This is a genomic window from Methylocella sp., from assembly GCF_044226135.1.
In the GTDB taxonomy this organism is placed as follows: domain Bacteria; phylum Pseudomonadota; class Alphaproteobacteria; order Rhizobiales; family Beijerinckiaceae; genus Methylocapsa.
Window position 1 is genome coordinate 64,638 of record NZ_JBGAHM010000001.1, and the last position, 21,807, is coordinate 86,444.

Genomic DNA, 21,807 nt, shown 5'->3' on the forward strand with positions numbered 1-21,807 from the left:
CCATGAACGCCGAATCTTTCGTCGCCGTCGGTTTCTTCCTTCTCGTCGGCCTGCTCGCCTATTTCGGCCTGCACAAAAAGATCGCCGACGCTCTCGACAAGCGCAGCGCGCGCATCTCGGTCGAGCTTGAGGAGGCGAAGCGCCTGCGCGCCGAGGCCGAGGCCGTGCTCGCCTCCTTCGCCAAGCGCCTTGAAGAGGCCGAGGCCGAGGCCGCCGGCGTCGTCTCCCAGGCGCAGGCCGAAGCCGAGCGTCTCGCCAAGGAGGCCGCGGCCCGTCTCGCCGAATTCGTTCAGCGCCGCACCAAGCAGGCCGAGGACAAGATCGTCGCCGCCGAGGCCCAGGCCATGGCCGAAGTCCGCGCCGCCGCCGCCGACGCCGCGACCAGGGCGGCTTCCGTCGTCCTCACCCATGAAGCCAAGGGCCCGCTCGGCGACCAGCTCGTCGAAAAAGGCATCGCCGACGTCAAGGCGCTGCTGCACTGAGGCCTGTCCGGCGCGCACCGCTCGCTTGCGGACATTCTGGGCGGAACGCGCGCGTTCCGCCCTTTCTTTTGCCTTGGCCTCAGGTTTCCAAGGCCCGTGTTTTGGTGTAGCGCTCACCCCGGAGCCGCCGCCGTGAATCGACCCTTTTCCTTCCGTCCGACCTCGCGCAAAGACGCAAGGCGCCGCCTCGGCGCCCTTGGCCTTTGCGTGGCCGCGGCGCTGGCCCTGCAGGGCTGCGGCCGGCGCGGCGCCCCCGAGGCGCCGAACGCCTCGGCCCCGGGCGCGCCGCCGCCGGGCGTGAGCGAGGCGCCGCTGACGACGCCGTCCGGCGTCGCGCCGCTCGATTCCGCCTCCGACCATGGTCCCCTGCGCACGCCGGGCGGCCCGCAGGCTGCGGGCGCGCAGAAGCCGCGCCGCCCGTTCCCCCTCGACCCCGTGCTCTGACGCGCCGCGGCCATGCATCATTTCACGTTGAAGAACGGCGTCCTCCACGCCGAAGACGTCGACCTCGAATCGCTCGCGGCCCGAGTCGGCACGCCGTTCTACTGCTATTCGGACGCGACGCTGAGGCGTCATTATCAGGTGTTCTCGGCCGCGCTCGAAGGGCTCGACGCGATGGTCTGCTTCGCCGTCAAGGCGAACTCCAACCAGGCGGTGCTCTCGACCCTCGCACGGCTCGGCGCCGGCATGGACGTGGTGTCCGAGGGCGAATTGCGGCGCGCGCTGGCGGCCGGGGCGCCGGCCGGGCGCATCACCTTTTCGGGCGTCGGCAAGACGCGGGCCGAGATGGCCTTCGCGCTCAGGGCCGGCATCTTCTGCTTCAACGTCGAATCGGAGCCGGAGCTTCTCGCGCTTTCCGAGGTCGCGGCCGGCATGGGCGCGACGGCGAGCGTCTCCCTGCGCGTCAATCCCGACGTCGACGCCCGCACCCACGCCAAGATCTCCACCGGCAAGGCCGAGAACAAGTTCGGCGTGCCGATCGCCCGCGCCCGCGACGTCTACGCTGGGGCGAAGACCCTGCCCGGACTCAGGGTCGCGGGGCTCGACCTGCACATCGGCTCGCAGATCACCGACCTCGAGCCCTTCGACTCGGCCTTCCGCCTCGCCGCCTCCTTCGTGCAGACCCTGCGCGGCGACGGCCATGAGATCGGCCATGTCGACGTCGGCGGCGGGCTCGGCATCCCCTATCGCGCGGGCGAGGACCCCGCGAGCTACCATCCCGACCGCTACGCCCGCGTGATCAGGGCGCGGCTCGGCGCCCTCGGCGTCAAAATCGTCTGCGAGCCGGGACGGCTCATCGTCGGCAACGCCGGCCTGCTCGTCACGCGCGTGCTCTATGTCAAGAAGGGCGAATCGAAGTCCTTCGTCATCGTCGACGCCGCGATGAACGACCTGATCCGCCCGACCCTCTATGACGCCTGGCACGAGATCACGCCCGTCCGCCCGCGCCCCCACGCGCCCGAAATCCTCGCCGACGTCGTGGGCCCCGTCTGCGAGACGGGCGACTATCTCGCGCAGGGGCGCGCCATGCCGGCGCCGCAGGCGGGCGACCTGCTCGCCGTGCTCTCGGCCGGCGCCTATGGCGCGACGCAGTCCTCGACCTACAACACGCGGCTGCTCGCGCCCGAGGTTCTCGCCCGGGGCGGCGAAGCCGCCGTCGTGCGGCCGCGCCCGAGCTATGACGATTTGATCGGACTCGACAAACTTCCGCCGTGGCTTGCGTAGACGTTGACGGCCCGGCCGACGCGCGGCGGCGCAGCTTGCCTCCGCGGTCCGCGCGCCGACATAATGGGCCGGCGCGCCGCGACGAACCGCGGCCGGCTGGAGGCGATGGCGAAGTTGAACAGTCCCGGACGGCCGGCTCAAACGGACGACGCTGACGGCGTCCCTCCGCGTTTCGAACGGCTCGTCCTGCGCGCCCGCGCGATCCTGCTGTTCGAACGGCTCTGGCGGCTCGCCGTCCCGGTGCTGATCGTCCTCGGCGCCTTTCTCATTTTCTCTTTTCTGGGGCTGTGGCTTGAGGCCCCGCGCGTCGTGCGGCCGCTTGGCCTCGCCCTTTTCGCGGCGGCGCTCGGCTGCGCGCTGTGGCCGGCGCGCCGGCTGCGCTGGCCCGCCCGCACTGAGGCTCTGGTGCGCATCGACCGCGTATCGGCGCTCAGGCAGCGTCCGGCCGCGACGCTCGACGACCGGCTCGCCAATCCGGGCGGCGATCCGGCGACCGCCGCGCTCTGGCGCCTGCACCGCCGCCGCGCGCTTCAGGCGGTCGGCCTCATGCGCGCGGGCGCGCCGTCCCCGCGCGTCGTCGATCTCGACCGTTACGCCCTTCGCGCCGCCGTGCTCGTGGCTCTCGTCGCCTCGGCCTTCGCCGCCGGCCCGCAGCGGTACGCCCGCGTCGCCGCCGCCTTCGACTGGCGCCTCGACGGAATCTCGGGCGCCGCGCGGCGCGTCGACGCCTGGGTCGATCCCCCGCCTTACACCGGCCGCGCGCCGATCGTGCTGGCGCGGGCCGCCGCGGGCGCGAAGCCGGAGCGGATCGAGGCGCCGGTCGGCTCCACGATCGTCATCCGCGCCTCGGCGGGCGCGCCGGGCTTTCGCGCCTCCGGCGCCCTCGAGGCGGCCCCGCGCGAAGACGGCAAGGACGGCGCGCCGGCGAAGCCGCGTCCGTCCCCGGCCGGCGAGGCGAAGCTCATTCTCAGGGGCGACGCCGGGCTGGCCATCGAAGGCGTCGGCGCGTTCGAATTTTCAGCCCTCCCCGACGCGCCTCCGACCATCGCCCTCGTCGACGTTCCCCGCGCCAACGCGCGCGGCACGCTGGTCCTGCGCTACAAAATCGCCGATGATTACGGCCCCGTGTCGGCCGAAGCGCAGTTCGACGACCCGACGCTGCCCGACGGGCGGCCCGCGGCGCGTTCGCTCGTCGAGCCGCCGCGCGCCCCGCTGCAGCTGCCGCCGGCGGGCGCTGGCGACGGCGAGGCCGAGACGACGGTCGACCTGTCCGAACATCCATGGGCCGGCGCGCGCGTGCGCATGACGCTCGTCGCGCGCGACGAAGGCGGCAATGAAGGCCGGTCCGAGGCCTTTACGCTGGTCCTGCCGCAGCGGCCTTTCACGAAGCCGCTCGCGCGCGCGCTCGTCGAGCAGCGCCGCGCGCTCGTGCTCGATCCGGGCGACAAGGGGCGCGTCTCGACCGCCCTCGACGCGCTGATGATCGAGCCTGACGCCTTCGGCGTCAGGGCCGGCGTCTATCTCGGGCTGAGGGTCGCCGCCGACCGGCTCGCGGCGGCGAGCGTGGACCAGGACCTGCTCGACGTCGCCGACTATCTGTGGAGCATGGCGCTCCAGCTCGAGGACGGCGACCTCAGCGACGCCGAGCGCGATCTGCGTGCGGCGCAGCAGGCGCTGCGCGACGCGCTGAAGAGCGGCGCCCCGCCCGAAGAGATCAAGAAGCTGACCGACGACCTGCGCGCGGCGATGGACAAGTTTCTGCAGGAGTTCGCCGAAAAGCAGCGACGCGAGGGCGGCGAGGGCGAAGACCAGCAGGACAGCCGCCAGGGGCCCGGGCGGACGATCAACGAAAAAGAGCTGAAGGCGATGCTCGACCGGATGCAGGATCTGGCCCGGAACGGCGACCCGGAGCAGGCCCAGCGCATGCTCGACGAGATGCAGAACATTCTTGAAAACCTCAAGACGGCGCAAAGGCGCAGGAGCGACCCCCGCGCGCGCGAGATGAGCCGCGCCCTGAACGATCTCGACCGGCTGAGCCGCGAGCAGCAGGACCTGCGCGACGACACCCATCGAAGCGGAAATCAGGCGCAGCGCGGACGCCGGCCGGAGCGCGACGCCGACGCCGACGCCGGGGATCAGGAGCCGCAGGCGGGCGACGAGGAGGCCGACGCCGGCGACGACGGAAACGGATCGGCGCAGGCGAGCCGCCCGTCCGAGGGCGACCTGCAGAATCGCCAGCAGGCGCTGCGCGACCGTCTCGACGAATTGCGCAAGCGGCTTGAAGGCGCCGGCCGCGCAGGCTCGGAGGCGACCGGCGGCCTTGGCGACGCCAAGGAGGCGATGCGCGACGCGCAGGAGGCGCTCGGCCGTGGCGGACGCGGACAGGAATCCGCCGTCGAGGCGCAGGGCCGCGCGCTCGAAGGCCTGCGCGACGGCGCGCAGAAGCTCGCGCAGGCCCTCCGCCAGCAGGGCGAAGGCCAGGGCGAGGGCGAGGGTCAGGGCGAAGGCCAGGGCGAGAACGAAGGCGACGCGCAGGCGGAAGGCCCCGGACAGGGCCAGTACGGACAGGAGGGCGCCGACCCGCTGGGGCGCCCGAGCGGACGCGAACGCGCCTTCAACCCCGCCGCCAGATATGATCCCATGGGCGTCCCGACGGCGGAGCGGGCGCGGCGCGTTCTTGAAGAACTGCGCCGCCGGCTCGGCGATCCGCTGCGCCCGCGTGAGGAGCTCGACTATCTCGAGCGCCTGCTGCGCCGCTACTGACGACGCGAACCCCCTTTCCGCCGGAGCGCGACCCTCATGCCTGCAGTCGCCAACATGCTCGTCGCCGTGTCGGTCGGCGCGGTCGCCGTCGTGCTCGTCGCCGGAATCGTCAACATGGCGCGTGGCGGCAGCCCCAATCTGTCGCAAAAGCTCATGCGCTGGCGCGTCGGATTGCAATTTCTGGCCATCCTCGTCATCGTCGCCATTCTGTGGCTGCGTGGATGACTCCCGCCGCGCGCGGGTCTTGACGCGCGCGCGAGAAGCCGCGAAGTCTGCGCGCAAAAGCGCCGACGACGGGCGAAATTCAAGGGAAGGTCCAGGGAATGGTCGTGCTCAACCGGATTTATACGCGCAGCGGCGACGCCGGCCTGACGTCGCTCGGCACCGGCGAGCGACGCGCCAAGGACGATCTGCGCATCGAGGCTTACGGCACGATCGACGAAACCAATTCGGCCATCGGCCTCGCCCGCGTCGCGACCTCGAAAGACCCCGCCTGCGCGCGCGTCGACGCCATGCTGCTCTGCGTCCAGAACGATCTCTTCGACCTTGGCGCGGACCTCTGCGTTCCGGCGAAGGAGTCCGGCGCGGACGTCATTCCGCAATATGAGCCGCTGCGCATCGTGCAGGCGCAGGTCGACCGGCTCGAGCGCAAGATCGACGACCTCAACGCCGAGCTGCCGGCGCTCCAGTCCTTCGTGCTGCCGGGCGGCTCGCCGGCCGGCGCGGCGCTGCATCTCGCGCGCACCGTGGCGCGCCGCGCCGAGCGCATCCTTGTCGCGCTCGCCCGCCAGCCCGGCGAGCGCGTCGGCGAGCCGGCGCTGAAATATGTCAACCGCCTGTCCGATTTCCTGTTCGTCGCCGCCCGCTACGTCAACCGCAAAGGCGAAGGCGACATTTTGTGGGTGCCGGGGCAGAATCGCTAGGGCGTCGGCGTTCATCGAGTCGCGAACGCGCTCCAACATCCTGTTTTTACGCACTTTCCTAACGCAAAAGTCTGCAACTTTTACTGAAAATGCTTTAGGGCTTCGGCGCGACGCTCACATAGCGGCCGGGGTGGACGTCGAGCGGGTTCGGCTCGAAGCCGCTGATCCGCTCCGAGACGAGATGGCTCGAACGATAGGCCATCAGAGGCACGAACGGCTGGTCCTTGAGCAGACGCGCTTCGGCGCCGCGCAGCGCGGCGGTCCGGGCGGCCGGATCGCGCGCGGCCGCGGCCTCGCGCATCAGCGCGTCGAAGGCCTCATTGCGGTAGCTTGCGGCGTTCAGCCCCTCGTTGCCGCTTTCGCCCAGAAACAGGAAATTCTGCGCGTCGGGATAATCGGCGTACCAGCTCATGCGCGCCGCTCCAAAAGGCGGTTTTTCGCGCAGGAAGGCGTAATGGGAGACGGCGTCCGTCCCCGTGACCGTCGCGGCGACGCCGATCGCGCGCCACATGTCGGCGACGGCGACGGCGGTGGCGCGGTGGCTTCCGGCGTTGTTGAAGCGGATGTCGACGGAGAGCGGCGCGCTGCCCTCGCCAAACCCCGCCTCGCGCAGCAGCCGGCGCGCCTCCTCCTGTCGCGCGGACAGGCTCAGGCGCGCCCAGTCCGGCGCCTGCGGCGCGCCATAGCCCGGCAGGCCCGGCGGAACGAAGGACTCGAGCGGCGCCATCGTCCCGCCCCAGATCCTTTCGGCGAGGAACGTCCGGTCGATCGCCATCGAGAGGGCGTTGCGCACGCGCGCGTCGTCGAAAGGCGGCCGGCGCGTGTCGAGCGCGTAATAATAGCCGCCAAAACTGTCCGAGAGCTTCAGCGCCTGCGGCGTCGTGCGGCGCACGAAGCCGATCTCCTCCACCGGCACCTCGTCATAGGAGTCGATTTCTCCGGCCATGAAACGGCGCAGCGCGGCGGATCGGTCCTCGAGCGGAATGAACGCCTGGCGGTCGAGCTTCACGCTCGCCGCGTCATGGAAAAGGGGGTTCTTCTCGAGCGTGACGGCGTCGGCCGGAACGAATTTTTTGAGCAGAAACGGCCCGTTGGTCACGAGGCGGTCCGGGTGGACGAAATCCCCGCCCGACGCCTCGACCGAGGCGCGATGCAGCGGCTTCGCCGTGAAATGGGCGAGCTGCTCCAGAAAATAGGGCGCGGGCGCTTCGAGCGTCAGTTCGAGCTCGCCGTCGTCGAGCGCCCGCGCGCCGAGCGCCTCGGGCGGCGCCGTGCCGGCGTTGACGGCCGCCGCGTTTTTGAGCGTGTGCAGGATGCTGGCGTAAGGCGCGCCCGTCTTCGGGTCCATGAGGCGGCGGAAGGCGTAGACGAAATCCTGCGCGCGCACACGGTCGCCGTTCGACCAGACGGCGTCGGGCCGGAGCCGGAAGCGATAGACGAGCCCGGTTTCGTCGACGCTCCATTGCGCGGCCGCGCCCGGGATGAGCCGCCCGGCGGCGTCGCGCGAGAGCAGCCCCTCGAAAAGCTCGGTCAGGATGTTGCTCTCGATCAGCGTCGTCGCCTTGTGCGGGTCGAGCGAGCCCGGATCGCCGAGCGCGCCGCGCCGCCAGACCATCTCGGCGCAGGCGGGCCACGCGAGACAGAGCGCGAGGGCGAGGACGGCCAGGGTCGGCGCGCGCCGCATCGCGCGTCAGCCCGGCGCGAACGCCGTCCTGTGGCTCGCGACGGGAATCTGCGCCCGGACCCTGCCGATGAGCGCGGGGTCGAGCCGGGCCGTCACGAGGCCGACGCCGTCCGAGGCTTTCGCGATCACATGGCCCCAGGGGTCGGCGACCAGCGAATGGCCATAGGTCAGGCGCCGTTCGCCGCCCGCCATATGCGCGCCGATCTGCGCCGGCGCGCAGAAAAAGCACTGGGTCTCGATCGCCCGCGCGCGGCAGAGCGTCTCCCAGTGATCCTTGCCGGTCTGGAGCGTGAAGGCCGCGGGCAAGGCGATCATGTCGGCGCCGCGCAGGGCGAGCTCCTGGAACAGCGCCGGAAAACGCAGGTCGTAGCAGATGGCGCAGCCGACGGTCATGTCGCCGCAGCGATAGGTGACGACCCGGTCGCCCGGCGCGAAGGCGCTGCTTTCATGATAGCGCGCCCCGTCCGGCGTGGTGACGTCGAACATATGGATCTTGCGATAGCGCGCGATCTCGCCGCCCGAACGGTCGAACACGACGGTGGTGTTGTGAATGCGCTCGCCGAATTCGGGCCGTTCGAGGATCGAGCCCGCATGGATGAACACTTTGCGCCGCGCCGCGAGCTCCTGCATCGCGCGATAGGCCGGCCCGTCGGGGAACGGCTCGGCGGCGGCGAATTTCTCGGCGCGCGCGCCGCCAAGGAAGTCGAAGCATTCGGGCAGGGCGATCCAGTCCGGCCCCTCCTCGTCGACGGCGCGCTCGATCAGCCGCACGGCCGAGGCGACGTTGACCGCCTTGTCGGCGACCGAATTCATCTGGATGAGGGAGACTTTCATGCGAGCGGTCCTGCGGGAGGGCGCGACGCGCCAGAGAGGCGACGCCGCGTGGCGGGCGCCGTTCGGGCGGGCGCGGGCGCCATCCTGAGCGGGCGCGGGCGCGGCCGTCAATCGCGCGGCGGCCTCACATGCCGCATTGTGAGGTTGAGCCGGCCGCCCTGCGGCAGGAGGCCGGACGTGCCGGGATAGATCCGGTCCACCCCATGGAAGACGAGACGCGCGGGTCCGCCCATGACGACGACGTCGCCCGAGCGCAGGCGCACGCTCCTCGTCGGATCGGCGCGCCTTGCGCCGCCGTAGCGAAACAGCGCGTCGCAGCCGAGCGAAATCGAGACCACGGGCGCCGAGAAATCGCCTTCGTCGGCGTCTTGATGCAGCCCCATGCGGGCGCCCGGCGCATAATAATTGACGAGGCAGGCCTGAGGCGCGCACAAAACCCCGGCGAGCCTCTCCCAGGCTTCGAGCGCGAGCGCCGGGATCGGCGGAAAGGCCGCGCCGGTTTCAGGGTGCGTCGGCTGGTAGCGGTAACCCGCGACGCTCGACACCCAGCCGAGCGCGCCGAAATTGGTCATGAGCACGGAGAACGGCCGGCCGCTGTTTGGCATGTGCGGCCGGTAGAAGGGCGCGGCCCGCGCCAGCGCCGCGACCTCGTCCGCGAGGCGGCGCTGCGCAGCTTCGTCAAAAAAGCCGCGCGCCAGACGCAGGCCGGGCGCAAGGTCCTGAACAGGCTCGCGCCCAAAGAAAAGATCGAAGGCCATGACCCCCATATAAGGCGCCGACGCGCCTTATGCGCGGCGTCAGGTCGCGAGCGTCTCCTTGCTGTCGACGGTCGAATCGGCCTTGAGGCGATAGACGATCGGCACGCCGGTGTGCAGCTCCATCGAGGGAACGGTCTTGGGCGTCAGCCTGTCGAGCACCATGATCAGCGCACGCAGCGAATTGCCATGGGCCGCGACGATGACGCGCTCGCCGTTCAGCACGGCGGGCAGGATTTCCTGGCAGTAGTACGGAACCACGCGCGCGACCGTGTCCTTGAGGCTTTCGCCGCCGGGCGGCGGCACGTCATAGGAGCGCCGCCAGATATGAATCTGCTCGTCGCCCCACTGTTTGGCCGCCTCGGCCTTGTTGAGGCCCGCGAGATCGCCATAGTCGCGCTCGTTGAGCGCGATGTCGGACCTGACCGGCAGGGATTCGGCGCCGAGTTCGCCGAGCGCCAGCTTCAGGGTGCGCTGCGCGCGCTGCAGCTCCGACGTGAAGCCGCGGTCGAATCCGAGCCCGGCCGCCTTGAGCGCGCGCCCCGCCCGTTTCGCCTCCTCGACGCCCCGCTCCGTCAGATCGGGGTTTTTCCAGCCCGTGAACAGATTCTTGAGATTCCATTCGCTCTGGCCGTGACGCACGAGCACGAGAAGGCGATCCATGGCTCATCCCTGTTTGGCGGCGCGGATGCGGCCGCGAGCGACGTGGAGCGGCGCGCGCCTGCGCCAAATCCGGCTTAGCCCGCGCCAAATTTTTCTTAACGCGATTTTTTCGCAGCGCAAAACGGGCCATTGCGCGCTCCCCCAAAAGGCGCAGGCGCGATTTTGCGCGCGGCGCAAAAAACGGGCAAAGTCGCCCGCCCGCAACCCGCGCCCCCTGAGGAAGGCATGTCCGACCGATTCAGCGAACCCGCCCCGCCGACCCCGCCGGGCTGGACCACGAGCCGGCCGGAGCCGGGCGCGGCGAGCGGGCCGGCCCCCGCCGCGGCGGCCCCGGCCACAATCGACCCCGCGCGCGCGCCGCAGGACGCCCTGACGCGCTTCCTCGGCGGCTCGCCGGCCTCGGTCGCGCTGCGGCTGTTCTTCATCTCCCTGATCGTCGGCGCGATCTTCATGTGGCTCGGCCTGCGCCCGAGCGACCTGCTGCGCGGCCTCGCCGATTTCGCCAACGCCTTCTCGCGCCTCGGCTTCGACGCCTTCCGGGAGCTCATGAATTACGCCCTCGCCGGGGCGGCGGTGGTGCTGCCGATCTGGCTGATCCTGCGCCTGCTCGACATGCGCGGCGGCAAATAGCGTCAGGGCGCGTCGGCGCGGCCTTCCGACCAGTCGCGGGCGCTTGCCCCCACGACGTCCCCGATGCGCGTCACGCCACGCCGCTCAAGCGACGCGCCGAGGCCGCGCAGGATCTTGGCCGGCAGGCCCGGCCCCTTGAAGACGAGCGCCGAATAGAGCTGCACGAGGCTCGCCCCCGCCTCGAACTTGGCGAACGCCCGCTCCGGCCCGTCGATTCCGCCGGCGCCGATCAGCGGAAAGGCGCCCTCCGCCCGCAAAAAGGCCGAGGCGAGCACGCGCGTCGACAGATCGAACAGCGGGCGTCCGGAAAGCCCGCCCTGCTCTTTCGCGAGGTCGGCTTCGCGCAAGCCTGACGGCCTAGACAGGGTGGTGTTGGAGACGATGAGCCCGTCGATGTTTCGCCGCCGCGCGCAGGCGACGATGGAATCGAGTTCGCCAAGCGTCAGATCCGGCGCGATCTTGAGTAGCACCGGCTTGCCGGGAGCAGCCGCGTCGCGCGCGTCGACAATGCGCGCCAGAAGATCGTCGAGCGCCTCGGCCTTCTGGAGGTCGCGCAGGCCCGGCGTGTTGGGAGACGAGATATTGACCGTGACGTAATCCGCCGTTTCGGCGAGCTCGCGCAGGCCCAGCGCATAATCGGCGGCGCGGTCGGCCGACTCCTTGTTGGCGCCGATGTTGATCCCGACGCGCCCCCCGCCTCCGGCGCGTTTGCGGGCGAGGAGCCTGGCGCGCACGGCGGCCGCGCCCTCGCTGTTGAAGCCGAAGCGGTTGACGACCGCCTCGTCGCGCGTGAGCCGAAACAGGCGCGGACGCGGATTGCCGGGCTGGGGCAGCGGCGTCACGGTGCCGGCCTCGACAAAGCCGAATCCGAGCGCCAGCAGCGCGTCGACGGCCTCGCCATTCTTGTCGAAGCCCGCGGCGAGGCCGACAGGATTGGGAAAGGACAGGCCGAACGCCTCGACCGCAAGGCGAGGGTCCGGTTTCGGCGCGGCCATGAGCGCCGGCGGCGCAAGGGACAGCGCCTTGACCGTGAGCCGGTGCGCGGTCTCCGCGTCGAGCCGCCGCAACAGCGGAAGACAGGCCGCGCCCGCGCGCATGAGAAGACTCATGACCGTTCTCCCTGCGCGCCCATCAGGCGGCGTGCGCCCGCGCGGGGGCTTGCCAGACGCCGCGCGACCGGGCTTTCTGCGCGCTCACGCCAGCCGCCGCGCCGGCCGTCGCGCCAGAAATCACGCCAGACGTGGCGCCGTGCGGCGCGGCGACGGGCGCGCCGCACGGCTGGCCCGTTTTTCACAACCGCGTGATCCGCAAGCGCCCGACCCATGATTTTCCGCTCCCTCGCCGCCCGACGCATGGTTTCCGTATGAACGGCGCTTCGCGCTCCGGCGACATTTTCCGCGACGGCTTGGCGCCCGACGGCGCGCCGCCCGACGACATCCCGCTGCGCGAGATCGCGATTCCCGGGCCCGGCGTCAAGCTCTGGCTGGTCGACGTCGCGCCCGATCCCACGGTCCTGCGCGCGGCCGCCGCCGTGACGAGCGAAGAAGAGCTGGCGCGGGCCGAGCGGTTCTTCCGGCTTGAGGACAAGGCGCGCTTCCTGATCGCGCGCGCGACGTTGCGGCGGCTGCTCGGGCGTCGTCTCGGGCGCCGGCCTTCCGACTTCGACTTCGCGGCCACGGCCCACGGCCGCCCCTATCTCGCGCATCGGCCAGAGCTGTCCTTCAACGTCTCCCATTCGGGCTCCCACGCCCTCGTCGCCCTGTCGGACGGCCGTCCGGTCGGCGTCGACATCGAGGCCGCGCGCGACCTGCCCGACGCGCTCGACCTTTCAGGGCTGTTTTTTCATGAGGCCGAGCATCGCGCGATCGCCAGCCGGCCGGACGCGACGGAGCGCCTCGCCGCATTCTATCGCGTCTGGACGGCGAAGGAGGCGGTGCTCAAGGCGCTCGGCCTCGGCATCGCCGGGCATCTGAAGAATTTCGAGATCGCGCTGGAGCCCTCTGGGCCGCGCCTCGCCCGGATCGAAAGCCCGCTCGCGGCCGCGCTCGCGCGAGCGAGCGTCCTGCCGGTCGAAGCGCCGCCGGGGTACGCCGCGGCGCTGGCGCTCGTCTGACGGCGAGACGGCTCACGACGCGCCGCCTCGCGCAGGCCCACAGCGTCAGCCCTCGCGGGCCTTCCGCTTGCGACCGCGGCTCTTGCGCGCCTCTTCCTCGCGCCATTCGTCCTCGTCGTCTTCCTCGTCCTCTTCGTCGTCAGGAGCGCCAAGTTCGATCCTGACGAGGGCGACGGCGGGGACGAAGCGCGTCTTCAGATCGCCGTCGACTTCATCGTACCAGATGGCGTTGACGCCCTCGTCGGTCACGGAGACGACGGTCATGGCGGGTCCGAAGGATTTGAGCTGAACGATGTCTCCCGGAGCGAAAGGAGCCAGATCTTTGTTCACATCGCTCACATGAGCCTCCGCGTCGCGCCTGCCCGGGCAGCCTGCCCCTGGCCTTAAGCCTCAACAAGCGAAGGCGGCGGAGCCCGTCCGCCGCCTCCAGCTTGACCGGTTTAGCAGACCGAAGCGGCGGAGCCTACCCGCGCCTGGCGCCAGACCGGCGAATCAGGCGGATGCGGCGGAGCCTACCCGCCGCATCCAGCCGCCCGGCGATCGGACGGACGAACGGAGCCTACCCATTCGTCCGCCCCCGCCTGCGTGACGCACGTCGCGGCGCAGAGCCTACCTGCGCCCGTGACACGCGCCAGAAACCTCAAGCGCGGACGCGGCCGAGCCGAACCCCCGCGGACGCCCGCCCGCGCGAAGGGCGAACGCCTCCGGACGGCCGTCTGTCGCCTGTTTCGCCGAGCGGCCGTCAGGGCCACTCGACGGTCGGCGGCAGCGAAGACAGGATCGCTTCGACATTGCCGCCGGTCCGCAGCCCGAACGTCGTGCCGCGGTCGTAGAGAAGGTTGAACTCGACGTAACGGCCGCGCCGGACGCGCTGCTCGCCCTGGTCGGCCGCCGTGAACGGCAGACCGTAATTCCTGCGCGCGATCGCCGGATAGACCGCGGCGAAGGCGAGGCCGACCTGCCTGACGAAATCGAAGGTCGCGGCGAAAGTCTCGGCGCTCTCGGGCGGACATTCGAGATAGTCGAAGAAAATCCCGCCGACGCCGCGCGGCTCGTTCCTGTGCTTCAGGAAGAAATAATCGTCGCACCACGCCTTGAAGCGCGCATGATCGGCGATCGGCGCGCCATCTTCGCAGGCTTTCGCGAAGGCCGCATGAAACGCCTGCGTGTCCGGATCGTCCTGGACGCGACGGCGGTCGAGCACGGGCGTCAGATCCGCGCCGCCGCCGAACCAGGCCTTCGTCGTTTCGACGAAGCGCGTATTCATATGGACGCAGGGAACGTTGGGATTCCAGGGATGGGCGATCAGCGAGACGCCCGAGGCCCAGTAGCGCGGGTCTTCGGCGGCGCCTGGCGCATGCGCCGCGAAATCCGGCGTGAACTCGCCATGCACGGTGGAGGTGTGGACCGCCATCTTTTCAAAGACGCGGCCGCGCAGCGTGGCCATGAGCCCGCCGCCGCCGGCTTCACGCGTCCAGGGCTTCAGCTCGAAGCGTCCGGGCGCCATGTCGGGCCGGGCGAAGGGTCCGGGCGCGTCGCGCTCGATCTCCTCGAAGATCGCGACGATCTCGCGCTGGAGCGATTCGAACCAGGCGCGCGCCTCGGCCCTCCTTCGCTCGCTGATCGTCGCCTCGATCATGCCGTCTGCCCGACCGTCCAACTGAAGCCTCGCCGAAACGGAGCGCGCGCCGCGGCTCCGCTTCGCGCAGCGCCGCCAAGGCGCCGCGCGGTTCCTAATATAGCCGATCAGGCCGGCGCAAGATTGCGGCGGATCAATTGAATGGCCGCGAAGGCCCGGGGCGCCCGGATTTCGTCGCCCAAACAGTCGGCCAGCCGCCCGGCGAGGGCGGCGGAGCGTTCACATCGGAGGACTGCGGCCACGTCGAATGACATGAGAAGAATCAAAGAACGCCGCCTGAGCCCGCGCGCCTTGTCAGTCGCCGAGCGCCGCCTCGCGCAGCCGTTCGCCGGGCGCGCCGCCGCTGTAGGGCGCCTTCACGACGCGTGCGCCCGCGCCCTCGTCCTTAGGCGCGCCGTCATTGTTCCTGAACGCCGCCTTGAAGCTTTGCGTCAGCGCCGTGCGCACGTCATGACCGAGCGGGGTCAGCCGCGCGTCGTAGCACTCCCGCGGGGCGCCGATGTCCCATTCGAGCCCCTGCGCGGCCGCGCGCGCCTGCGCTTCGCGCGCCGTCTCCAGCGCGCCCACGCTCCGCGCGATCTCGGTCAGGCCCATTTCGACGAGTCCGTAGTCGAGCGCCACGGCGGTCCGCATCTGCGCCGTCGGACGCTCATATTCGCAGGTCGCCTCGAGCACGCCGACCTGCATGAAACGCACGAAATGCGCCGGGTCGAGGCTCCCGATCGCCTTGAGCGCCGGCCCCGCGAGACGCGCGGCGTCGGCCGGCCGGAACCGCCCCAGCGCGGCGGCGACCTCGTCGCGGTCGAGCGCGATCTTGACGCCCGCGACCTCGACCTGCGTCACCGAGCCCGCGCGGGCCAAAAGCTCTCCGGCCGCGCCCTTCAGCGCGCCGAACTGGGTCAGGAACAGAGTCAGCGCCGCCGCTCCCGCGCCCACGAGAAGACCCGAGCGGACGAGTCCGCACGCGGCCTCGAAACATTCGCCGAAACCAGGACGCCCGTCTTCCTTCGCCATGCCCGCCTCCCGCGTCCGTCGCGCATTGGGGAACGGCGGGAAATTTACGTTTCGTTCACCCTGTCGTCAGTGCGTCGGGGCACGTGGCGCAGCTGCCGCGTCGCCTCGCCCACGGCCATCGCCGCCGCGACGGCGACATTGAGCGAGCGCAGGCCCTGAACCATGGGCACGCGCAGGCGCGCGTCGGCGTCGGCGTGGACCCGCTCCGGCGCGCCGGCCGATTCGCGCCCGAGCAACAACACGTCGCCGCGGCGAAAGGAGAAGTCGAAGCAGCTTTGCCCGGCCTTGGTCGTGAGCAGCACGAGCCGCCGCCCGGCCGCGCGCCGCCAGAGATCGAACGCGTCGTAGGAGGCATGGCGCCGCAGCGCGACATGATCGAGATAATCCATTCCCGCGCGCCGGAAATGGCGGTCGGAGGTCGGAAAGCCCGCGGGTTCGACGATCGCCGCGTCAAGCCCGAGGCAAGCGCACATGCGCAGGATGGTCCCGGCGTTCTGCGCGATGTCAGGCTGATAGAGCGCGAGCGTCAGGTCTGGAAGGGTCGGGTCAGGAAGGGTCAGGTCTTGATCGGGAGGTTCGGTCACGGAAATGGTCGCCGGCGCCGCGCTCCGGCGCAAAATGCGCCTTTATGATTAGACTAAAAAAAGCTGGCGGCGAAGCGTCACACCTTGACCAGCGGCGTTGATTCTTTCTACTCGGTTGATTAGTCCGATTACAAAATTTCAGGCGTTCGCGGGGCGGGCGCCGCGCCAGTTCGAGGATGACATGGCTGAAGCGATTACGGCGACTGAGCCGACCCGCCGCGATTTTCTGTATCTCGCGACCGCAGCCGTGGGCGCGGTCGGCGTCGGCGCCACCGTCTGGCCGCTGATTTCCCAGATGAGCCCGGACGCCTCGACGCTCGCCGCCGGAACGCTCGAAGTCGACATCGCCGGCGTCCCCGTCGGACAGATCATGACCGTGAAATGGCGCGGCAAGCCGATTTTCATCTCGCACCGCACGCCTGTCGAGATCAAGACGGCCGAGGACACTCCGCTCAACGAGCTCAAGGATCCGGCGACCGACCAGTCGCGCGTGCAAAAGCCGGAATGGCTCGTCGTGATCGGCATCTGCACCCATCTCGGCTGCGTGCCGCTCGGCCATGAAGGCCCCTACCATGGCTGGTTCTGCCCCTGCCACGGCTCCGTCTACGACACCTCGGGCCGCATCCGCCAGGGGCCCGCGCCGGCCAATCTGGTCGTCCCGCCCTATCGATTCGCCGCCGAGACCAAGCTCGTCATCGGCTGACCGGCCAGGCGAAACGAAGCCTCCCTTCTTCTTCAAGACACCCTGACGCGTCGCCCGCCGACGCGGCCCATTCCGACAGAGACGAGAGCATGAGCGGACAATCAACCTACGTCCCGAAGAATGCGGTCGCGAAATGGCTTGAGAGCCGACTTCCCATTCTCGGCCTCGCGCATTCCTCCTTCGTGGTCTTCCCCAATCCGCGCAATCTTAACTATTGGTGGACCTTCGGCGGCATTCTCGCGTTCCTGCTCGTGTCGCAGATCGTCACCGGCGTGGTGCTGGTGATGCACTACACGCCGCATGTGACGCTGGCGTTCGACTCGATCGAGCGCATCATGCGCGACGTGAACTACGGCTGGCTGATGCGCTACTGGCACGCCAACGGCGCGTCCATGTTCTTCATCGCCATGTACATCCACATCCTGCGCGGCATGTACTACGGCTCCTACAAGGCGCCGCGCGAAGTGCTGTGGCTGATCGGCTTCGTGATCTATCTGCTCTCCATGGCCACCGCCTTCATGGGCTATGTGCTGCCCTGGGGCCAGATGAGCTTCTGGGGCGCGACCGTCATCACCAGCCTGTTCTCGGCCATTCCGGTCGTCGGCGACGCCATCACCACCTGGCTGTGGGGCGGCTTCTCGGTCGACAATCCGACGCTGAACCGCTTCTTCGCCCTGCATTACCTGCTGCCCTTCATGATCGCCGGCGTCGTCGGCCTGCATATCTGGGCGCTGCACGTGCCGGGCTCGAACAACCCGACCGGCGTCGAGCCGAAATCCGAGAAGGACACCCTGCCCTTCCATCCCTATTTCACGGTCAAGGACGGCCTCGCGCTCACGGTCTTCCTGATCTTCTACGCCTACTTCACCTTCTATATTCCCAACTACCTCGGCCACGCGGACAATTACATCGAGGCCAACCCGCTGGTGACGCCCGCGCATATCGTGCCGGAGTGGTACTACCTGCCCTTCTACGCGATCCTGCGTTCGGTGCCCTCCAAGCTCGGCGGCTTCCTCGCCATGTTCGGCGCCATTCTCGTCGTCGCCGTCCTGCCCTGGCTCGACTCCTCCAAGGTGAAGTCGGCGGTCTACCGGCCCCTGTTCAAGCTGTTCTTCTGGATCTGGGTCGCCTGCGCCGTCCTTCTCGGCTACATCGGCTCACAGCCCCCGGAAGGCGGCTTCGTCGTCGCCGGCCAGATCCTGACCGCCTATTATTTCTTCCACTTCCTCGTCATTCTGCCGCTTCTCAGCCGTTTCGAACCGACGAAGCCCCTGCCGGCCACCATCGCGGACGCCGTGCTCGCGGACTCGAAGTCCGTGGCGGCGGCTCACTGATCGCGAGACGCTCATGAGCCGCCCCGCCCCTCTCGATCCGACGATCGTGTCCAAAAGGAATTCAGACATGTCGCTTCGCAGCAAAGCCGCAGCAGGCGCCGGAGCCGCCCTCGCCGGCGTCCTCGCCCTCGCGCTGACGGTCGCCGCGCCGGCCGTCTCCCGCGCCGACAACATTCCCGGCGGCGCTGCGGACGAGACGCCCTCCCATCCGCATATCGAACGCCAGAAATGGTCGTTCCGCGGCCCGTTCGGGCGCTTCGACCGGGCCCAGCTGCAGCGCGGCTATCAGGTCTACAAGGAAGTCTGCTCGACCTGCCATTCGATGCGCTTCGTCGCCTTCCGCGACCTCGCCTCCTCGCATGGCCCGGGCTTCTCCGAAGCCGAGGTCAAGGCGCTCGCCGCGACTGTCCAGATCAAGGACGGGCCGAACGACGCCGGCGAAATGTTCGAGCGTCCGGGCCGGGCCTCGGATTACTTCCCCTCGCCCTTCGCCAATCCGCAGGCCGCGCGCGCGGCGCTCGGCGCCATTCCGCCGGATCTGTCGGTGATGGCCAAGGCGCGCGACGTCCACTCGGGCTTCCCGGGCTTCATCATCGACGCCTTCACCCAGTATCAGGAAGGCGGCCCGGACTATATCCACGCGCTGCTGCTCGGCTACACCAAGGAAGACGATCCGAACTATAACGCCGTCTTCCCGGGCCATCGCATCGCCATGCCCCCGCCGCTCGCCGACGGCGTCGTGACCTATTCTGACGGCTCGCCCCAGACCAAGGAGCAATATGCGACCGACGTCGCGGCGTTCCTGATGTGGACGGCCGAGCCCAAGCTCGAGCCGCGCAAGGCGATGGGCTTCGCGGTGATCATCTATCTGATCGTCTTCGCGAGCCTGCTCTACGCCATCAAGAAGCGGCTCTGGGCCAGGGTCGGGCCGCACTAGCCGGCGCCGTCTCGCAAGAAACGTCAAAGCGGCGGCGCGATCCGCCGCTTTTTCTTTGCGCCGGCCTTCCTCCGCAATGTCGCGCTTGCGGCGCGGCGCGCGATCTGGCACGCAGCTTTTTCGCGCTTTCGCAGCGGCGCGCCTTTGCAAGCTGAGACTGGAACCGCAAAATGCCGACCGGCGCCGAAGCCGACATCGCCGCGCTGGGCGCGCAGGACCCCGCAGACCTGCGCGAGGCCGCGCTGAAATCCGCCGCCTGGCCGTTCGAGGAGGCGCGCAAGCTGCTTGGGCGGATCGAGGCTTCGGGCACGCGCGAGGTTTTGTTCGAGACCGGCTATGGTCCGTCCGGCCTGCCGCACATCGGCACCTTTGGCGAAGTGGCGCGCACCAGCATGGTGCGCCGCGCTTTCCGGCTCCTGACCGGCGACGCCGTCAGCACGCGCCTTCTCGCCTTCTCCGACGACATGGACGCGCTGCGCAAGGTCCCCGACAACGTGCCGAACCGGGCCGCGCTCGAAGCCCATCTCGGCGCGCCGCTGACCAGGGTGCCGGACCCGTTCGGGAGCCCGCACGGCTCGTTCGGAGCCGCCAACAACGCCCGCCTGCGCGCCTTTCTCGACCGCTTCGGCTTCGACTATGAGTTCGCGAGTTCGACCGACTATTATCTGTCGGGCCGCTTCGACGAGACGCTGCTGCGCATGCTCGCCGTCTACGACGAAGTGATGGAGATCATCCTGCCGACGCTCGGCCCCGACCGGCGCGCGACCTATTCCCCGTTTCTGCCTGTCAGCGAGCGGACCGGCAAGGTGCTTCAGGCGCCCGTCGTCGAGCGCGACATGCGGCGCGGGACGATCGTCTATGTCGACCCCGAGACCAGCGAGAAGGTCGAAACGCCTGTCACCGGCGGGCGCGTCAAATGCCAGTGGAAAGCCGACTGGGCGATGCGCTGGTTCGCGCTCGGCGTCGACTATGAGATGGCCGGCAAGGACCTCATCGACTCGGTCAAGCTGTCGAGCCGCATCTGCCGCGCGCTCGGCGGGACGCCGCCCGAAGGCTTCAACTACGAGCTGTTCCTGGACGACAAGGGTCAGAAGATCTCGAAGTCGAAAGGCAACGGCCTCACCATCGAGGAGTGGCTGACCTACGCCAGCCCGGAGAGCCTTTCGCTTTTCATGTACCAGAAGCCGACGGCGGCCAAGCGGCTTCATTTCGACGTCATCCCGCGCGCGGTCGACGATTATCTGGGCTTCCTCGACGCCTTCCCGCGCCAGGCGGCGCGGGAGCGGCTCGGCAATCCGGTCTGGCACATCCACGCCGGCCGCCCCCCCGCGCCCGAGACCATCGGCGCCGGCGAGAAGGGAACGGCGGTCACCTTCGCCATGCTGCTCAATCTCGCCGCCGTGGCGAACAGCGAGGATCCCCAGGTGCTCTGGGGTTTTCTGCGCCGCTATGCGCCCGACGCGTCGCCAGAGACCCATCCGCGGCTCGACGCGCTCGTCGGCTACGCCGTGCGTTATTTCCGTGATTTCGTGCGGCCGGCGAAGAGCTATCGCGCGCCCGACGAGGTCGAGCGCGGCGCGCTCGCCGCGCTCGACGCCATGCTGGCGGAGCTTCCGCCCGACGCCGGCGCCGAGGCGATCCAGAACGCGCTTTACGATCTGGCGCGCAAGATCCCGCGCTATCAGGATCTCAACGCCAAGGGCGCGACGCCGGAGCGGCCCGGCGTCTCGAACGATTTCTTCAATATGCTTTATGGGGTGCTGCTCGGCGAGAGCCGCGGGCCGCGTTTCGGCTCCTTCGCGGCGCTCTATGGGCCCGCCGAGACGCGCCGCCTTGTCGCCGACGCGCTGAGCGGCGCCCTTGTCACACGCCATGCGGACTTTCTGGCGAGCCGTCGCGCGTAATTTGACGCCGCCGAGGCGGCGCAGGGAGGCATGTCCCCGAATGGAGCTGATCTACAAGATTGCGCCCGCCGCGCTTTGGCGCAAGGCGCAGGACCGTGGCCGGTTCCAGGGCGCGGAGATCGACGCCAAGGACGGCTTCATTCATTTTTCGACCGCGGCGCAGGTGGAAGAAACCGCGCGGCGGCATTTTGCCGGCCAGCGCGGCCTGGTGCTGATCGCCGTCGACCCGCGCAAGCTCGGCGACGCGCTGCGCTACGAGCCTTCGCGCGGCGGCGCGGCCTTTCCGCACCTTTACAGCCCCCTGCCCTTCGACTCGATCGTCAGCGTCAAGCGGCTGCCGTCGAACGGCGTGGGCGGCCATGATTTTTCAGGGCTCGTCCCGAAGCCGAAAGGCTGACGCGCCCGGCGCCGCGTCAGGCCGCCGCGTGCAGGCTGAAGGCCAGAAGCGGCGCGACGAGAACGTTGCACAGCCCCGCCAGCACCATGGTCAGCCCGGCGATCGAGCCTTCCTCCGCGCCGATTTCACGCGCGCGCGCCGCGCCCGCCCCATGCGCGCCCATGCCGAACATGGCGCCGCGGGCCAGCGCCGTGCGCAGCGGCATGAACTTCAGCATCGCCTCGCCGAGCGCCGCGCCGCATACGCCGGTGATCATCACGAAGACGGCGGTCAGGTCCGGCGCGCCGCCGATGTCGGCCGACACCGACATGGCGAAAGGCGTGCTCATGGACCGCGGCAGCAGGCTGAGGCGCAGATCGCCCGAGACGCCGAGGAGGCTCGCCATGGCCCAGGCGCTGGCCATCGCCGCCACGCTGCCGGCGACGACGCCGACGAGCAGAACCGGCCAGCAGCGCCGGATGAGCGCGCGCTGCTCATAGATCGGCGCGGCGAAGGCGACCGTCGCCGGACCAAGCATCATCAGGATCCAGTGCGCGCCGCCGATATAGTCGCGGTAATGGACCCCCAGCGGGACGGCAGGCAGCAGCAAAAGCGCGGGCGCGACGGCGAGCGGCGACAGATACCAGCGCGGACGGCGCCGGTAGACGGCTTTCGCCGCGAGATAGGCGGCAAAGGTCGCGCCGGACCAGACGACGCCCGCAATGAGCGGGTTTGAGATCAAGG

General features: G+C 69.7%; 23 protein-coding genes. 13 read left to right on the forward strand and 10 right to left on the reverse strand.

All coding sequences use genetic code 11. The annotated features are described in order from the left end of the window. The first annotated feature begins 2 nt into the window (after positions 1 to 2). The 6 genes from ACILRB_RS00345 to ACILRB_RS00370 all read left to right on the forward strand — a co-directional run bounded on the left by ACILRB_RS00345 (position 3) and on the right by ACILRB_RS00370 (position 5,893). A complete protein-coding gene (locus ACILRB_RS00345) occupies positions 3 to 482 on the forward strand; it encodes an ATP F0F1 synthase subunit B (protein WP_395664314.1) in 480 nt (159 codons plus the stop codon). 132 nt (positions 483 to 614) lie between these two features. Then, the gene (locus ACILRB_RS00350) at positions 615 to 926 is read left to right on the forward strand and encodes a hypothetical protein (protein WP_395664315.1); all 312 of its coding nucleotides are present in this window, start codon (positions 615 to 617) and stop codon (positions 924 to 926) included. A gap of 12 nt (positions 927 to 938) precedes the next feature. Then, complete coding sequence (gene lysA, locus ACILRB_RS00355; RefSeq protein ID WP_395664316.1) at positions 939 to 2,207, forward strand: diaminopimelate decarboxylase; 1,269 nt, start codon at positions 939 to 941, stop codon at positions 2,205 to 2,207. Positions 2,208 to 2,312: 105 nt separating this feature from the next. Beyond that, positions 2,313 to 4,970, forward strand: a complete 2,658-nt coding sequence (locus ACILRB_RS00360; RefSeq protein ID WP_395664317.1) for a TIGR02302 family protein — start codon at positions 2,313 to 2,315, stop codon at positions 4,968 to 4,970. A gap of 36 nt (positions 4,971 to 5,006) precedes the next feature. Continuing rightward, positions 5,007 to 5,195, forward strand: coding sequence for a twin transmembrane helix small protein (locus ACILRB_RS00365; RefSeq protein WP_395664318.1), 189 nt, complete (start codon positions 5,007 to 5,009; stop codon positions 5,193 to 5,195). A 98-nt stretch (positions 5,196 to 5,293) separates the two neighbouring features. Beyond that, positions 5,294 to 5,893, forward strand: coding sequence for a cob(I)yrinic acid a,c-diamide adenosyltransferase (locus ACILRB_RS00370; protein ID WP_395664319.1), 600 nt, complete (start codon positions 5,294 to 5,296; stop codon positions 5,891 to 5,893). 94 nt (positions 5,894 to 5,987) lie between these two features. On the opposite strand, the gene ACILRB_RS00375 is transcribed toward ACILRB_RS00370, so the two are convergent. The 4 genes from ACILRB_RS00375 to ACILRB_RS00390 form a co-directional block, all read right to left on the reverse strand. Next, a complete protein-coding gene (locus ACILRB_RS00375; protein WP_395664320.1) occupies positions 5,988 to 7,577 on the reverse strand; it encodes a peptide ABC transporter substrate-binding protein in 1,590 nt (529 codons plus the stop codon). 6 nt (positions 7,578 to 7,583) lie between these two features. Next, positions 7,584 to 8,411: a carbon-nitrogen hydrolase family protein gene (locus tag ACILRB_RS00380; protein ID WP_395664321.1), complete on the reverse strand. Its 828-nt coding sequence runs from the start codon at positions 8,409 to 8,411 to the stop codon at positions 7,584 to 7,586. Between the two features lie 107 nt (positions 8,412 to 8,518). Further along, on the reverse strand, positions 8,519 to 9,169 hold the full coding sequence (locus ACILRB_RS00385) for an alpha-ketoglutarate-dependent dioxygenase AlkB (protein WP_395664322.1): 651 nt from the start codon (positions 9,167 to 9,169) through the stop codon (positions 8,519 to 8,521). A gap of 39 nt (positions 9,170 to 9,208) precedes the next feature. Continuing rightward, complete coding sequence (locus tag ACILRB_RS00390) at positions 9,209 to 9,829, reverse strand: 2,3-bisphosphoglycerate-dependent phosphoglycerate mutase (RefSeq protein WP_395664323.1); 621 nt, start codon at positions 9,827 to 9,829, stop codon at positions 9,209 to 9,211. A gap of 225 nt (positions 9,830 to 10,054) precedes the next feature. On the opposite strand from ACILRB_RS00390, the gene ACILRB_RS00395 reads away from it, so the two are divergent. Then, the gene (locus ACILRB_RS00395; RefSeq protein WP_395664324.1) at positions 10,055 to 10,459 is read left to right on the forward strand and encodes a DUF6460 domain-containing protein; all 405 of its coding nucleotides are present in this window, start codon (positions 10,055 to 10,057) and stop codon (positions 10,457 to 10,459) included. A 2-nt stretch (positions 10,460 to 10,461) separates the two neighbouring features. On the opposite strand, the gene ACILRB_RS00400 is transcribed toward ACILRB_RS00395, so the two are convergent. Further along, on the reverse strand, positions 10,462 to 11,568 hold the full coding sequence (locus tag ACILRB_RS00400; protein WP_395664325.1) for a quinone-dependent dihydroorotate dehydrogenase: 1,107 nt from the start codon (positions 11,566 to 11,568) through the stop codon (positions 10,462 to 10,464). Between the two features lie 254 nt (positions 11,569 to 11,822). On the opposite strand from ACILRB_RS00400, the gene ACILRB_RS00405 reads away from it, so the two are divergent. Further along, complete coding sequence (locus tag ACILRB_RS00405; protein ID WP_395664326.1) at positions 11,823 to 12,572, forward strand: 4'-phosphopantetheinyl transferase family protein; 750 nt, start codon at positions 11,823 to 11,825, stop codon at positions 12,570 to 12,572. A gap of 45 nt (positions 12,573 to 12,617) precedes the next feature. Here ACILRB_RS00405 and ACILRB_RS00410 read toward each other — a convergent pair whose 3' ends face one another. The 4 genes from ACILRB_RS00410 to ACILRB_RS00425 all read right to left on the reverse strand — a co-directional run bounded on the left by ACILRB_RS00410 (position 12,618) and on the right by ACILRB_RS00425 (position 15,755). Then, positions 12,618 to 12,911 carry a YodC family protein gene (locus tag ACILRB_RS00410; protein WP_395664327.1) on the reverse strand — a complete coding sequence of 98 codons (294 nt, stop codon included), beginning with the start codon at positions 12,909 to 12,911 and terminating at the stop codon, positions 12,618 to 12,620. Between the two features lie 403 nt (positions 12,912 to 13,314). Then, the gene (gene hemF / locus ACILRB_RS00415; RefSeq protein WP_395664480.1) at positions 13,315 to 14,211 is read right to left on the reverse strand and encodes an oxygen-dependent coproporphyrinogen oxidase; all 897 of its coding nucleotides are present in this window, start codon (positions 14,209 to 14,211) and stop codon (positions 13,315 to 13,317) included. A gap of 294 nt (positions 14,212 to 14,505) precedes the next feature. Then, positions 14,506 to 15,225 (reverse strand): hypothetical protein, encoded by a 720-nt coding sequence (locus ACILRB_RS00420; protein ID WP_395664328.1) that lies wholly within the window; start codon positions 15,223 to 15,225, stop codon positions 14,506 to 14,508. A 44-nt stretch (positions 15,226 to 15,269) separates the two neighbouring features. Beyond that, the gene (locus ACILRB_RS00425) at positions 15,270 to 15,755 is read right to left on the reverse strand and encodes a tRNA (cytidine(34)-2'-O)-methyltransferase (protein ID WP_395664481.1); all 486 of its coding nucleotides are present in this window, start codon (positions 15,753 to 15,755) and stop codon (positions 15,270 to 15,272) included. 235 nt (positions 15,756 to 15,990) lie between these two features. On the opposite strand from ACILRB_RS00425, the gene petA reads away from it, so the two are divergent. The 5 genes from petA to ACILRB_RS00450 all read left to right on the forward strand — a co-directional run bounded on the left by petA (position 15,991) and on the right by ACILRB_RS00450 (position 21,084). Then, positions 15,991 to 16,512: a ubiquinol-cytochrome c reductase iron-sulfur subunit gene (gene petA, locus ACILRB_RS00430; RefSeq protein ID WP_395664329.1), complete on the forward strand. Its 522-nt coding sequence runs from the start codon at positions 15,991 to 15,993 to the stop codon at positions 16,510 to 16,512. An 89-nt stretch (positions 16,513 to 16,601) separates the two neighbouring features. Next, positions 16,602 to 17,846: a cytochrome bc complex cytochrome b subunit gene (locus ACILRB_RS00435; protein ID WP_395664330.1), complete on the forward strand. Its 1,245-nt coding sequence runs from the start codon at positions 16,602 to 16,604 to the stop codon at positions 17,844 to 17,846. A 67-nt stretch (positions 17,847 to 17,913) separates the two neighbouring features. Continuing rightward, on the forward strand, positions 17,914 to 18,783 hold the full coding sequence (locus tag ACILRB_RS00440) for a cytochrome c1 (protein ID WP_395664331.1): 870 nt from the start codon (positions 17,914 to 17,916) through the stop codon (positions 18,781 to 18,783). 170 nt (positions 18,784 to 18,953) lie between these two features. Continuing rightward, positions 18,954 to 20,687, forward strand: coding sequence for a lysine--tRNA ligase (locus ACILRB_RS00445; protein ID WP_395664332.1), 1,734 nt, complete (start codon positions 18,954 to 18,956; stop codon positions 20,685 to 20,687). A 40-nt stretch (positions 20,688 to 20,727) separates the two neighbouring features. Continuing rightward, positions 20,728 to 21,084 (forward strand): DUF952 domain-containing protein, encoded by a 357-nt coding sequence (locus tag ACILRB_RS00450; RefSeq protein ID WP_395664333.1) that lies wholly within the window; start codon positions 20,728 to 20,730, stop codon positions 21,082 to 21,084. 16 nt (positions 21,085 to 21,100) lie between these two features. On the opposite strand, the gene ACILRB_RS00455 is transcribed toward ACILRB_RS00450, so the two are convergent. After that, on the reverse strand, positions 21,101 to 21,805 hold the full coding sequence (locus tag ACILRB_RS00455) for an LrgB family protein (RefSeq protein ID WP_395664334.1): 705 nt from the start codon (positions 21,803 to 21,805) through the stop codon (positions 21,101 to 21,103). Positions 21,806 to 21,807: the final 2 nt, after the last annotated feature.